12 protein-coding genes and 1 tRNA gene are annotated in these 12999 nt (G+C 74.3%); 10 read left to right on the plus strand and 3 right to left on the minus strand.

Translation table 11 applies throughout. The features are described from left to right. Nucleotides 1-9: 9 nt before the first annotated feature. The 4 genes from ABZ478_RS00260 to ABZ478_RS00275 all read left to right on the plus strand — a co-directional run bounded on the left by ABZ478_RS00260 (nt 10) and on the right by ABZ478_RS00275 (nt 6174). Nucleotides 10-903 (plus strand): FAD binding domain-containing protein, encoded by an 894-nt coding sequence (locus tag ABZ478_RS00260; protein WP_358930376.1) that lies wholly within the window; start codon nt 10-12, stop codon nt 901-903. Continuing rightward, the gene (locus tag ABZ478_RS00265; protein ID WP_359544265.1) at nt 900-2510 is read left to right on the plus strand and encodes a 2Fe-2S iron-sulfur cluster-binding protein; all 1611 of its coding nucleotides are present in this window, start codon (nt 900-902) and stop codon (nt 2508-2510) included. Before ABZ478_RS00260 ends, ABZ478_RS00265 begins: the two co-directional genes overlap by 4 nt. Then, a complete protein-coding gene (locus ABZ478_RS00270; protein WP_359544266.1) occupies nt 2507-4819 on the plus strand; it encodes a molybdopterin cofactor-binding domain-containing protein in 2313 nt (770 codons plus the stop codon). The genes ABZ478_RS00265 and ABZ478_RS00270 overlap by 4 nt, the downstream gene beginning before the upstream one ends. Nucleotides 4820-5013: 194 nt before the next feature. Next, nucleotides 5014-6174 (plus strand): SUKH-4 family immunity protein, encoded by a 1161-nt coding sequence (locus tag ABZ478_RS00275; RefSeq protein WP_359544267.1) that lies wholly within the window; start codon nt 5014-5016, stop codon nt 6172-6174. A gap of 1 nt (nt 6175) precedes the next feature. Here ABZ478_RS00275 and ABZ478_RS00280 read toward each other — a convergent pair. Next, nucleotides 6176-6250, minus strand: a tRNA-Cys gene (locus ABZ478_RS00280). A 182-nt stretch (nt 6251-6432) separates the two neighbouring features. Here ABZ478_RS00280 and ABZ478_RS00285 point away from each other — a divergent pair. From ABZ478_RS00285 to ABZ478_RS00310, 6 genes are all read left to right on the plus strand, one after another. After that, on the plus strand, nt 6433-7872 hold the full coding sequence (locus tag ABZ478_RS00285; protein ID WP_359544268.1) for an MFS transporter: 1440 nt from the start codon (nt 6433-6435) through the stop codon (nt 7870-7872). 66 nt (nt 7873-7938) lie between these two features. After that, nucleotides 7939-8139, plus strand: coding sequence for a hypothetical protein (locus tag ABZ478_RS00290; RefSeq protein ID WP_359544269.1), 201 nt, complete (start codon nt 7939-7941; stop codon nt 8137-8139). Beyond that, a complete protein-coding gene (locus ABZ478_RS00295; RefSeq protein ID WP_359544270.1) occupies nt 8136-8510 on the plus strand; it encodes a type II toxin-antitoxin system death-on-curing family toxin in 375 nt (124 codons plus the stop codon). Before ABZ478_RS00290 ends, ABZ478_RS00295 begins: the two co-directional genes overlap by 4 nt. 120 nt (nt 8511-8630) lie before the next feature. Next, entirely contained in the window at nt 8631-10430 is a 1800-nt protein-coding gene (locus tag ABZ478_RS00300; RefSeq protein ID WP_359544271.1) for a DEAD/DEAH box helicase, read from the plus strand. A gap of 283 nt (nt 10431-10713) precedes the next feature. Beyond that, entirely contained in the window at nt 10714-11355 is a 642-nt protein-coding gene (locus tag ABZ478_RS00305) for a helix-turn-helix domain-containing protein (protein ID WP_358930389.1), read from the plus strand. Between the two features lie 42 nt (nt 11356-11397). After that, a complete protein-coding gene (locus ABZ478_RS00310; RefSeq protein ID WP_359544272.1) occupies nt 11398-12189 on the plus strand; it encodes a S16 family serine protease in 792 nt (263 codons plus the stop codon). Between the two features lie 11 nt (nt 12190-12200). On the opposite strand, the gene ABZ478_RS00315 is transcribed toward ABZ478_RS00310, so the two are convergent. Further along, nucleotides 12201-12383: a hypothetical protein gene (locus ABZ478_RS00315; RefSeq protein ID WP_359544273.1), complete on the minus strand. Its 183-nt coding sequence runs from the start codon at nt 12381-12383 to the stop codon at nt 12201-12203. A gap of 21 nt (nt 12384-12404) precedes the next feature. Then, nucleotides 12405-12989, minus strand: coding sequence for a winged helix-turn-helix domain-containing protein (locus tag ABZ478_RS00320; RefSeq protein ID WP_359544274.1), 585 nt, complete (start codon nt 12987-12989; stop codon nt 12405-12407). Nucleotides 12990-12999: the final 10 nt, after the last annotated feature.

Consider the following 12999-nt stretch of genomic DNA (forward strand, 5'->3'; position numbering starts at 1 on the left):
GCAGCCGGTTTGACCACGCACGCACCGCAGGCGGCGCAGGCCGTGACGCTGCCCACGACACTGGACGAGGCCGTGGCGGCCCTCACCGCCATGCCCGCCGCCGTCCCCGTGGCGGGCGGCACCGACCTCATGGCCGCCGTCAACTCCGGCCAGCTCAGGCCCGCCGCCCTGGTGGGCCTCGGACGGATCAGCGAGATCCGCGGCTGGCAGTACCAGGACGGCCACGCGCTGCTCGGCGCGGGCCTCACGCACGCGCGCATGGGCCGCCCCGACTTCGCGGCCCTGATCCCGGCGCTCGCCGCCGCCGCGCGCGCCGCCGGCCCGCCGCACATCCGCAACGCGGGCACCCTGGGCGGCAACATCGCCTCGGCCGCGCCCACCGGTGACGCGCTGCCGGTGCTGGCCGCCCTCGAGGCGACGCTGATCATCGCGGGCCGGAACGGAGCCCGCCGGGAGATTCCGGTCTCGCACCTGCTGGCCGGCGTGGACATGCTGCGCGGCGGCGAACTCATCGGCTACGTGCGCGTGCCGCTGCTGCACGCCCCGCAGGTCTTCCTGAAGGCGACCGGGCGCACCGGCCCCGGCCGGGCGCTGGCCTCGGTGGCGGTGGTGCTCGACCCGGCCCGGCGCGGGGTGCGCTGTGCCGTCGGTGCCATAGCGCCGATGCCGCTGCGCCCCCTGGACGCCGAGCAGTGGGTCGCCCAGCTCATCGACTGGGACAACGACCGCGCTCTCGTCCCCGAGGCCCTGCACGCCTTCGGGGAGTACGTCGCCGCGGCCTGCATCCCGGACCCGGTCCCGGAGCCGGACGGTTCCGTGGTCCCGCTGCCGCCCGCCGTACTGCACCTGCGGCGCACCGTCGCCGCGCTGGCCCGACGAGCACTGGGGAGGGCGCTGTCGTGACCGACGACCAGCACGGAGAGGGCACCCGGCAGGGCGGTGGCCGCTGGGACCCGCTGCCCCAGGGCGACTACGACGACGGCGCCACCGCCTTCGTCAAGCTGCCCGAGGGCGGCATCGACGCCCTGCTGTCCGGCGACAGCCCGCTGGCCGCCCCCGGACACGGCTACGTCCCGCCGCGGATAACGGCGGCGCCCCCCGAGGGACCCGCGGACGCCTGGCCCGCGCCCGACGGCGGCGGCCGGTGGCCCGAACCGAACGCGGTGCCCCAGGAGCCGGGCGCGGGCGACCGGTTCACGTACCAGCCCGCCGCGACCCAGCAGTGGACGTTCGAGGAGCCCGCGGCCCCGCCCGCCCCCGGACACGACGTCACCGGACAGTGGTCCATCCCGGTCGCCGGCGGTGACCTCCCGGACGAGTCGGGCGAGTTCACCACGTCCTCGCTGGTCGAGCAGTGGGGCGGCACCCCGCCGGCCACCCTTCCGGGCGGCGCGCCCGCGCCCTGGGCGACGGAGACCGCCGGACAGCCGTGGGGAGAGCCGGAGCCGGACGCCGCGCCCCGCGCCGACGACGCGGCCCCGGCGACGGAGTTCGCGCCCCCCTCCGCGGAAGCGCCCACGGCACCGGAGTTCGCGCCCGAGCCGCCCTACCGCCCGGCCCCGGCCGCGCAGGCCCCTGAGGGCCCCGCCGACGGCCCGGAACGGCACGACGGGCCCGCCGTTCACCAGACGGCCCGCGAAGCCCTTCGAGCGCCGGACACGGCCGCGGGGGCGGCCCCCGCGGACCCGGCCGACGCGCCCGAGGACACCGGCGCCGGGTCCGCCGCGGACGCGCCGCAGGACGGGGCACCGGCGGCCGGGGACGCGGCGGCCGGCGAGGACCCGGCGGCCCGGCCCGCGGACCAGGACGACACGCCCGGGGACGACCCCGCCGCCCTCCCGCCCCACGACGACCACCCCCTCGCCTCCTACGTCCTGCGGGTCAACGGCACCGACCGGCCCGTCGGCGACGCCTGGGTCGGCGAGTCCCTGCTGTACGTCCTGCGCGAACGGCTCGGCCTCGCCGGGGCCAAGGACGGCTGCTCGCAGGGCGAGTGCGGCGCCTGCAACGTGCAGGTCGACGGCCGCCTGGTGGCCTCCTGCCTGGTCCCGGCCGTCACTGCGGCCGGGAGCGAGGTGCGCACCGTCGAGGGCCTGGCCGCCGACGGCCGGCCCTCCGACGTGCAGCGGGCGCTCGCCCGGTGCGGCGCCGTGCAGTGCGGCTTCTGCGTGCCCGGCATGGCGATGACCCTGCACGACCTCCTCGAGGGCAACCCCGCGCCGACCGAGCTGGAGACCCGCCAGGCCCTGTGCGGCAACCTGTGCCGCTGCTCCGGCTACCGGGGTGTCCTGGACGCCGTCAAGGAGGTCGTCGCCGAGCGCGAGGCGCACACCACCGCCGACGAGGGGCCGGCCACCGAAGAGGCGCGCATCCCGCACCAGGCGGGCCCGGGCGCCGGGGGCGTCAACCCGGCGGCCTTCGAGTCACCGGGGCTCTTCGACAGCCCCGGCACCTTCGGAACCCCGGGACCGCGCGACCAGCAGTACGGCCAGGACGGAGGCCAGGCGTGACCAACGAAGCCGCCACCGCGACCGCCACCGCGGCGGCGCCCGCCGACGACCCCGAGCCGTTGCCGCACGGCCTCGGCGCATCGCTGCCGCACGCCGACGCCCGCGCCAAGACCGAGGGGACCTTCCCCTACGCGGCCGACCTGTGGGCCGAGGGGCTGCTGTGGGCCGCCGTGCTGCGCTCCCCGCACGCGCACGCGCGCATCGTCTCCATCGACACCACCCACGCGCGTGAGATGCCCGGCGTACGCGCCGTCGTCACGCACGAGGACATCCCCGGCACCCCCCGCCACGGCCGGGGCACGCCGGACCGCCCGGTGTTCGCCTCCGAGGTCGTACGGCACCACGGCGAGCCCATCGCTGCCGTCGCCGCCGACCACCCCGACACCGCGCGGATGGCCGCCGCGGCCGTCATCGTCGAGTACGAGGTGCTCGACCCGGTCACCGACCCCGAACACGCCTTCGAGGCCGAGCCGCTGCACCCGGACGGCAACCTGATCCGGCACATCCCCCTGCACCACGGCGACCCGGAGGCGGCCGGCGAGATCGTCGTCGAGGGCCAGTACCGCATCGGACGCGCGGACCCGGCTCCCATCGGCGCCGAGGCGGGCCTGGCCGTGCCGCGCCCCGACGGCGGCGTGGAGCTGTACCTCGCCTCCACCGACCCGCACACCGACCGCGACACGGCCGCGGCCTGCTACGGCCTGTCCCCGGACCGGGTGAAGATCGTCGTCACCGGGGTGCCCGGCGCCACCGCCGACCGGGAGGACCAGGGCTTCCAGCTCCCGCTCGGCCTGCTCGCCCTCAAGACCGGCTGCCCGGTGAAGCTCACGGCCACCCGCGAGGAGTCCTTCCTCGGCCACGTCCACCGCCACCCCACCCTGCTGCGCTACCGCCACCACGCGGACGCCGACGGCCGGCTGGTGAAGGTCGAGGCGCAGATCCTGCTCGACGCGGGCGCCTACGCGGACACCTCCGCCGAGGCCCTAGCCGCCGCCGTGTCCTTCGCGTGCGGCCCGTACGTCGTCCCGAACGCCTTCATCGAGGGCTGGGCCGTACGCACCAACAACCCGCCCTCCGGCCATGTGCGCGGCGAGGGCGCGATGCAGGTGTGCGCCGCCTACGAGGCGCAGATGGACAAGCTGGCGAAGAGACTGGGCCTGGACCCGGCCGAGCTGCGCCTGCGCAACGCGCTCGCGACCGGCGACGTCCTGCCCATCGGCCAGACCGTGACCTGCCCGGCGCCGGTGGCCGAACTCCTCCAGGCGGTCCGTGACTTCCCGCTGCCCGAACTCCCCGTGGACACCCCCGAGGAGGAGTGGCTGCTGCCCGGCGGCCCCGAGGGCGCGGGCGAGCCGGGCGCGGTGCGCCGGGGCGTCGGCTACGGCCTGGGCATGGTGCACATGCTCGGCGCCGAGGGCGCCGACGAGGTCTCCACGGCGACGGTGAAGGTGCACGACGGCGTGGCCACCGTGCTCTGCGGGGCCGTGGAGACGGGCCAGGGCTTCACCACCCTCGCCCGCCAGATCGTCCAGGAGACGCTCGGTATCGACGAGGTGCACGTGGCACCCGTCGACACCGACCAGCCCCCGGCCGGCCCGGGCTGCCGCGGCCGCCACACCTGGGTGTCGGGCGGCGCGGTGGAGCGGGCGGCGAAGATGGTCCGCACCCAGCTCCTGCAGCCCCTGGCCCACAAGTTCGGCATGTCCACCGAACTGCTGCAGATCACGGACGGCAAGATCACCTCCTACGACGGTGTGCTGTCGACCACCGTCACCGAGGCGATGGACGGCAAGGAGCTGTGGGCCACCGCCCAGTGCCGTCCGCACCCCACCGAGCCGCTGGACGCCGCCGGCCAGGGCGACGCCTTCGTGGGCCTCGCCTTCTGCGCGATCCGCGCGGTGGTGGACGTCGACATCGAGATCGGCTCGGTCCGGGTGGTGGAGCTGGCGGTCGCCCAGGACGTCGGCCGGGTCCTCAACCCCGCCCAGCTCGCGGCCCGTATCGAGGCGGGCGTCACCCAGGGCGTTGGCATCGCCCTCACCGAGAACCTGCGCACCCCGCGCGGTCTGATCCGCCACCCCGACCTGACCGGATACGCGCTGCCGACCGCCCTGGACGCGCCGGACATCCGGATCGTGAAGCTGGTCGAGGAACGGGACGTGGTAGCGCCCTTCGGCGCCAAGCCGGTCAGCGCGGTCCCGGTGGTGACGTCTCCGGCGGCGATCGCCTCCGCCGTCCGCGCGGCGACGGGCCGCCCGGTCAACCGCCTCCCGATCCGCCCGCAGGCGGCCGTGGTGACGTCCCAGTGAGCATGCCCGCGCGCACGGCGACGGCCGTGCGCGGGCAGGGCGGGCAACGGACCCGGCCCGTCTGACGTCCTTCCTGGTGAGGGCCGTTGTCAGTGGTGCGGCGTAGTGTGCTGAGCAGTCGGGGGCACCTGCCCGGGCACCGCGCACGACGACGCACGCACACAGGCACGCACGGGGACGATCGCGGGGGAGCGATGAGCACGACCGAGGCCGGGGTCCCGGCGATCACACTGACCGAGGCGGAACTGGGCCGTCACATCACCCACACGCCGACCCGCGGACTGCTCACCGGTCCCGGACTGCCCGCGGACACCGCCCTGCTGACCTTCTCCCCGCTGCGCGCGCACGGTCTGCGCACCCTCGGCGACGCCACCGACGGCCCCTTCCGCCTCGCGGAGGAACTGCGCGGCCGCCTGGTGATCGGCGAACTGCTGAACCCGGCCGGCATGGAGCGCGAGTCGATCCTGCTCGACGGCGACACCGGCGAGCTGACGACGGCCCGCCTCGTGGGCCCGTCCGACCCGCGCCCCTTCGCGCCCTCGCTGTCCACCCTGCTGCGCTTCGCCGCGGTCACGGAGGAACTGGCGGGCCTGCGCGGCCGTTTCGCGTCCCTGGCCGGCAAGTACGGCCCGCGGACGGCGACCGAGGCATCGCGCCGCCTGCTCGCCCTCTTCGCGGAGGGCACGGACGGCCGGGTCCCGCCCTACTGGAAGGCCGCGGCCCTGATCCGTCCGCTGGCCCTCGTCGCGGGGCCGGGCACCACGTCCGGTCTCACCCTGGACGTTCCGGCCCGCCTGCTGGAGCAGGAGTTCGGCCACGGCCGGGTGGCCCGGTTCGAGGAGGTCGACTTCCCCGCCACGCTCACCCACGAGCCGACCCGCCGCTTCCTGCGCGAGACGGGCCTGCCGGAGGAGGCGGTCGTCTTCCACGCCGACACCGACGTCCCGCTGCCGACGCTCACCGAGTACTTCACCACCGAGCGCTGCGACGACTACCCCCTGGACGTCCTTCCCGCCCACGCCGGCCACCTGATCCGCCTCGGCCACCTGATCGAGGACCACAGCCTGGTGGTCGACGGCAGAACGGGCGCGGTGCTCACCTTCAGCGAGCCCGAGGCGACGCTCCACCCCCTGAACACCGACGTCTCCACCCTGGCCTTCACGCTCTGGCTCCTGCACCACGAGCGCACCATCGACGAACACCTGTCGCACGAGCTGAGCACGCGGGCCTACGACCACCTGGCCGCGACCATGATCCACACCCTCACCGCGGTCGACCCCACGGCCACCCTGCCGGACACCGCCTGGCACTACTGGACACAGCTGTTCCAGGACGAGGCGGGCGGGGTGCTGTAGTTGGAGACCGTGGCGGGAATCGAACCCGCGTAAGTCGCTTTGCAGGCGACTCCCTGAACCACTCGGGCACACGGTCGTGTCGTGCTGAGACGAACGTAGGGCGCGGCCGACGACCCGCTCAAGGGAAACCGCGGCGCCGCAACGGGACTGCCATACGCCGTTCATGAAGCGCGGGCCGGGGGTCTACGACCAAGGTCGGAGTGCGGGCGGGACCACCGACAGGGGTCAAACGGGGCCGTGGACCTTACTCTGTCGACCATGAGTGCCCTCGAGTCCCGTGACACCGTTGTGGTGAGTGATGCCGTCGAGAAGGACGGCGGTGGTGTGCTGAGCCGGGAACACCGGGCGCTCAGTATCGGGATCGTCTCCGTCGTGCTGCTCATCGCCTTCGAGGCGACCGCCGTCGGGACCGCGATGCCCGTGGCCGCGCGCGAGCTGGACGGGCTGGCGCTGTACGCGTTCGCGTTCTCCGGGTACTTCACGACCAGCCTGTTCGGGATGGTGTTCGCCGGCCAGTGGTCCGACCGGCGCGGGCCGCTCGGCGCGCTGACCACTGGGATCGCCGCCTTCGCCGCCGGGCTCGTCGTCGCCGGGACCGCCGGGGTCATGTGGGTGTTCATCCTGGGACGGGCCGTGCAGGGCCTCGGCGGCGGGCTGGTCATCGTGGCGCTGTACGTCGTCGTCGGGCGCGCCTACCCCGAGCGGCTGCGGCCCGCGATCATGGCGGCCTTCGCCGCCGGGTGGGTCGTACCGTCCATCGTCGGCCCGCTCGCCTCGGGCGCCGTGACCGAGCACCTCGGCTGGCGCTGGGTCTTCCTCGGCATCCCCGCCCTGGTCGTCTTCCCGCTCGCCCTCGCGCTGCCGCAGATACGGCGCCGGGCGGCGGGCCCCGTGGACGGCACCGACGGCGCCGCCTCCTTCGACCGGCGCCGCATCCGGCTCGCCCTCGCCATCTCCCTCGGCGCGGGACTCCTGCAGTACGCCGCGCAGGACCTGCGATGGCTCTCGCTGGCCCCCGGCCTCACCGGTGCGGCCCTGCTCGTGCCCGCCGTCCTCGGGCTGCTTCCGCGCGGCACCTACCGCGCCGCGCGCGGCCTGCCCTCCGTCGTCCTGCTGCGCGGCGTCTCCGCCGGATCCTTCATCGCCGCCGAGTCCTTCGTCCCGCTGATGCTGGTCACCCAGCGAGGGCTGTCGCCGACGCTGGCCGGGTTCTCGCTGGCGGCCGGCGGGGTCACCTGGGCGCTGGGCTCGTGGGTGCAGTCGCGGCCCCGCGTGGAGCCGTACCGGGAGCGGCTGATGACGGTGGGCATGGTGCTGGTCGCCGCCGCGATCGTCGCCGCGCCGAGCGTGCTGCTGCACTCCGTGCCCGTCTGGACCGTCGCCGTCGCCTGGGGCTTCGGCTGCTTCGGCATGGGCCTGGTGATCTCCTCCACCAGCGTGCTGCTGCTCCAGCTCTCCGCGCCCAGCCAGGCCGGTGCCAACTCCGCCGCGCTCCAGATCTCCGACGCCCTCTCCAACGTCGTCCTCCTCGCGGCGACCGGCGCGGCCTTCGCGGCCCTGGGCGGCGGCAGCGCGGCGGCCACGCCGGCCTCGACGGCCGGCGGGTCCCACCCCGCCGCCTTCGCCGCCGTCTTCCTGCCGATGGCTGCGGTGGCGCTGGTGGGGGCGTGGGTGACGCGACGGCTCCGCGAGGTGTGAACCCGGGAGCGCCGCCTCCCTGGCAAACCGGTCGCCGGGCACATCGCCGGTCCCTGCCCTTGCCGCATGCACGAGCTGATCCTCTCCTTCGACCCCGCCACCCGGCAGGCACTGGACGACCTCGCGGACGCGTCCGGCCGCCCCTGCGAGGAACTGGCGCTGGACGCCGTACGCCGGTATCTGCGCGAGGAAGAAGCGGCCGTCCGCGCGTGCGCCGAGCGCCTCGCGCTCAGCCACGCCGACCTGCTGAGGAGGCTCGGCGAATGACCCGTCACCTCACCGTCGCCGAGGTCACCACCATCGCGGAGGTCGCTTTCGGCGGCCGCCCGCCCGAGGCCCGGGAGCCCGGACTGCCGGCCTCCGCCGTGCACCGGCCCCGCGCCCGGATGTTCGGCACGGCCGCCTACCAGGACCTGCACGAGCAGGCCGCCGCCCTGCCGCACGCCCTCGCCGCCAACCATCCACTCGTCGACGGGAACAAGCGCACCGCCTGGCTGGCCACGGCCACCTTCCTCGCGCTCAACGGCGTGGATCTCGCCGGCGTCGACCAGGACACCGCGTACGGCCTGGTCATCGACGTGGCATCCGGCCGGGTGAGCGATGTGGGCCAGATCGCGGGACGGCTGCGCCGGCTGTGACGTGAGTCCCACCCGAGGGCGGCCCGGCCGTGTTCGCGCGTCGGCGCCGCCGGGGCGCCGGTAGGGTGGCCCGGTTGTCATACGTAGCCGAGCCGCCCTACCCCTTGATCCACGGAGACCGTGACTACCACCGCCGCTTCCGCCTCACACTCCCACCATCTCTCGCCGGCCTTCCCCGGCCGGGCCCCCTGGGGCACCGCCGGCAAGCTGCGTGCCTGGCAGCAGGGGGCGATGGAGAAGTACATCCAGGAGCAGCCGCGCGACTTCCTCGCGGTGGCCACGCCCGGCGCCGGCAAGACGACCTTCGCGCTGACCCTCGCCTCCTGGCTGCTGCACCACCACGTCGTGCAGCAGGTGACCGTGGTCGCGCCGACCGAGCATCTGAAGAAGCAGTGGGCGGAGGCCGCGGCCCGGATAGGCATCAAGCTCGACCCGGAGTACAGCGCGGGCCCGCTCGGCAAGGACTACGACGGCGTCGCCGTCACCTACGCCGGCGTCGGTGTCCGCCCGATGCTGCACCGCAACCGCGTCGAGCAGCGCAAGACCCTGGTGATCCTCGACGAGATCCACCACGCCGGTGACTCCAAGTCCTGGGGCGAGGCCTGCCTGGAGGCCTTCGAGCCCGCGACCAGGCGGCTCGCGCTGACCGGTACGCCGTTCCGGTCCGACACCAACCCGATCCCCTTCGTCACGTACGAGGAGGGGCAGGACGGGATCCGCCGGTCCGCCGCCGACTACACCTACGGCTACGGCAACGCCCTCGCCGACCATGTCGTGCGGCCCGTCATCTTCCTCTCCTACAGCGGCAACATGCGCTGGCGCACCAAGGCCGGTGACGAGATCGCCGCCCGGCTCGGCGAGCCGATGACCAAGGACGCGGTCAGCCAGGCCTGGCGCACCGCCCTCGATCCGCGCGGCGAGTGGATGCCCAGCGTGCTGCGCGCCGCCGACCAGCGGCTGACCGAGGTCAGGAAGGGCATCCCGGACGCCGGTGCCCTGGTCATCGCCTCCGACCAGGACTCGGCCCGCGCCTACGCCAAGCTCATCCGGGAGATCACCGGGACGAAGGCGACCCTCGTGCTGTCCGACGACGCCGGCGCCTCGAAGCGGATCGACGACTTCAGCGGCGGCGGCGACCGCTGGATGGTCGCGGTGCGCATGGTGTCCGAGGGCGTCGACGTGCCCCGGCTCGCGGTCGGCGTCTACGCCACCACCATCTCGACCCCGCTGTTCTTCGCGCAGGCCGTCGGCCGCTTCGTGCGGTCCCGGCGGCGCGGCGAGACCGCGTCCGTGTTCCTGCCGACCGTGCCCGACCTGCTGACCTTCGCCAACGAGATGGAGAAGGAACGCGACCACGCCCTCGACAAGCCGAAGAAGGAGGGCGAGGAGGACCCGTACGCCGAATCCGAGAAGGAGATGGAGGAGGCGAACAAGGAGCAGGACGAGGACACCGGCGAGCAGGAGCAGTTCTCCTTCGAGGCGCTGGAGTCCGAGGCCGTCTTCGACCGGGTCCTCTACGACGGCGCCGAGTTCGGCATGCAGGCCCACCCGGGCAGCGAGGAGGAGCAGGACTACCTCGGCATCCCGGGCCTCCTCGAGCCCGACCAGGTGCAGATGCTGCTGCAGAAGCGGCAGGCCCGGCAGATCGCGCACAGCCGCAAGAAGCCGGACACCGAGGCCGACCTGCTGGAACTGCCCGCCGAGCGCCGTCCGGTGGTCAGCCACAAGGAGATGATGGAGCTGCGCAAGCGGCTCAACACCCTGGTCGGCGCCTACGTCCACCAGAGCGGCAAGCCGCACGGTGTCATCCACACCGAGCTGCGCCGGGTGTGCGGGGGACCGGCCAGCGCGGAGGCGACGGCGGGGCAGCTGCGCCAGCGGATCGCAAAGGTGCAGGAGTGGGCGACGCGCATGCGGTAAAAGCCTGGGGTACGTGCGTATGCGGACGAATGCAGGCAGTCCGGATCCGGCCTTGACCGGATTCTGGACGGAGGCTTCCGCTCAGCGAACCGCCTTCGCTACTGTCCGGCTACGCACACGCCCCGTGGCAGCGCCGCCGCGGAGCGCAGCCGTGAAGCGACATGGCCCGGAGCCGCCGGGCGTCCTGCCGATCGGCGGCCTCTGAAGCGCGTCGCCGTCGGGACTCGGTGTCGCATCCGTCGCTCCGGGGTCCGCCGACCTCACCGCCGAAGGAGTGGGCGTCGTGACCGCGGAGACCTCCCAGACGCTCGACCGGGGACTGCGTGTCCTCAAGCTGCTGGCCGACACCGACCACGGGCTGACCGTCACCGAGCTATCCAACAAACTGGGCGTCAACCGGACCGTGGTGTACCGGTTGCTCGCCACGCTGGAGCAGCACGCGCTCGTACGGCGTGATCTGGGCGGGCGTGCCAGGGTCGGGCTCGGGGTGCTGCGGCTCGGCCGGCAGGTGCATCCGCTGGTACGGGAGGCGGCGCTGCCGGCGCTGCGGTCGCTCGCCGAGGACATCGGGGCGACGGCGCACCTGACCCTGGTGGACGGGACCGAGGCGCTGGCCGTCGCGGTGGTCGAGCCGACCTGGACGGACTACCACGTGGCCTATCGGGCCGGTTTCCGGCATCCGCTGGACCGGGGGGCCGCGGGCCGGGCGATCCTCTCCGCCCGGCAGTCGCCGCGGGCCGACCCCGGGTACACCCTGACCCACGGCGAGCTGGAGGCCGGAGCCTGCGGGGCCGCGGCGCCGCTGGTCGGGGTGACGGGGGTCGAGGGCAGCGTGGGCGTGGTGATGCTGGCGGAGTCCGTGCCGGAGCGGGTGGGGCCGCGGGTGATGGACGCGGCCCGGGAGGTCGCGGAGGCGCTGCGCTGAGCTGCGGTGGGCCGCCACCGGGGTCTCACGTAGATTGATTGCGTGCTCTCACGTCTCACGCGTTCCCAGGCCGTCGCCGTCTGCGCCCTGCCCGTCGTGGCCCTCCTCGCCACGGCGGTGTTCGCGCCGCTGCCGTTCTCGGTGGCGCAGCCCGGGATGACGGCGGACGTGCTCGGCAAGAACCGGAGCGCCCAGGTGATCACCGTCTCGGGCGCGCCGGTCCGGGAGACCAGCGGTCAGCTGCGGATGACGACCATCGAGGCGACCGGCCCGGACACCCGGGTGCCGCTCGCGGACGTGCTCGGCAACTGGTTCCGCACGGACCGGGCCGTGATGCCCCGGGACGCGGTCTATCCGAGCGGGAACAGCGTCAAGGAGATCGAGAAGTACAACGCGAAGCAGATGCGGCAGTCCCAGGACGCGGCGACCCAGGCGGCCCTGAAGTACCTGGACCTGAGCCCCGACAAGGTCAAGGTCCGGCTGAAGCTCGCCGACGTGGGAGGGCCCAGCGCGGGACTGCTGTTCACCCTGGGGATCATCGACACGCTGGACGGCGACGGCCGCGGCGGCGACCTCACGGGCGGCCGCACCGTCGCCGGTACGGGCACGATCGACGCGGCCGGCAAGGTCGGCGCGGTGGGCGGGGTGGCCCTGAAGACCCAGGCCGCCCGGCGGGACGGGGCCACCGTCTTCCTGGTGCCCAAGGCCGAGTGCTCCGACGCCAGGTCGGAGCTGCCGAAGGGGCTGCGGCTGGTCCCGGTCACCACGCTCCAGGGAGCGGTGAACTCCCTGGTGGCCCTGGAGACGGGCAAGGGCCGGGTCCCGAGCTGCTGAACCTCGGCGATCTAGCAGGCGGCCGGGACCGGCCTGGGGGCGGCGGCGAGCCGCAGGCCGAGCTCGACCAGCCTCCAGCCGACGCGGGTGCGCAGTTCGACCGGGGGCCTGGCCTCGGCGGCGAGGTGGTGCGCGGCGGCGGTCGCGCGCAGACCGGCGGTGTGGTGCTGGGCGAGCCGGATGGTGAGCTGCATGGCGGGGCCTCTCGGTTCGTCTCAGTCGGATTCGACGGGGAACAGGTGCGTGTGGATGCGCACCTGCTCGGAGCCGGGCGTGTCCGTGCCGGTCGCCCGGCCCCGGTACTCGCCGATCAGGGCGTGCATCCGCTCGACCAGCTCGGCGGCCAGGCCGGGCGTGAGCCGTAGCGTCGCGTCGCTCATGTCGGAGCCCTGGGACCATTCCGCGGACCACTGGTCCCGGGTGCTGAGCCAGGTGGACAGCTCGCGGGCGTGGGTACCGGCGGTCTCGTGCAGGTACGCCTCGGCCAGCCCGCGCACTTGCGGTCCGGCGCCCTCGAAGTCGGCGCTGTCGAATACCAGTCCCTGGTCCACCGCCTGCCACCAGCGCTCCCGTCCCTTGCCGTGCCCGGGGGCGTCCTCGACGAAGCCGTGGGCGGCGAGCTGGCGCAGGTGGTAGCTGGTCGCCCCGCTGGACTCGCCGAGTTTCCCGGCCAGTTGGGAAGCGGTGGCGGGGCCGCGTTGGCGCAGGGTGTCCAGCATCTGCATGCGCAGCGGGTGCGCCAGTCCCCGCAAAGAGCGGGCGTCCAGCCGGCGTTGTGCGCGTTCCTCGTGCTCCGTCATGCGTACAAAG

It is taken from the genome of Streptomyces sp. NPDC005706, from assembly GCF_040631045.1.
Lineage (GTDB): Bacteria > Actinomycetota > Actinomycetes > Streptomycetales > Streptomycetaceae > Streptomyces.

What these genes read in the sequence shown, in the direction of transcription:
- ABZ478_RS00275 (WP_359544267.1), top strand. Translation starts at nt 5,014, where the DNA reads ATGAGCACGACCGAGGCCGGGGTCCCGGCGATCACACTGACCGAGGCG.
- ABZ478_RS00285 (WP_359544268.1), top strand. Translation starts at nt 6,433, where the DNA reads ATGAGTGCCCTCGAGTCCCGTGACACCGTTGTGGTGAGTGATGCCGTC.
- ABZ478_RS00290 (WP_359544269.1), top strand. Translation starts at nt 7,939, where the DNA reads ATGCACGAGCTGATCCTCTCCTTCGACCCCGCCACCCGGCAGGCACTG.
- ABZ478_RS00295 (WP_359544270.1), top strand. Translation starts at nt 8,136, where the DNA reads ATGACCCGTCACCTCACCGTCGCCGAGGTCACCACCATCGCGGAGGTC.
- ABZ478_RS00315 (WP_359544273.1), bottom strand. Translation starts at nt 12,383, where the DNA reads ATGCAGCTCACCATCCGGCTCGCCCAGCACCACACCGCCGGTCTGCGC.
- ABZ478_RS00320 (WP_359544274.1), bottom strand. Translation starts at nt 12,989, where the DNA reads ATGACGGAGCACGAGGAACGCGCACAACGCCGGCTGGACGCCCGCTCT.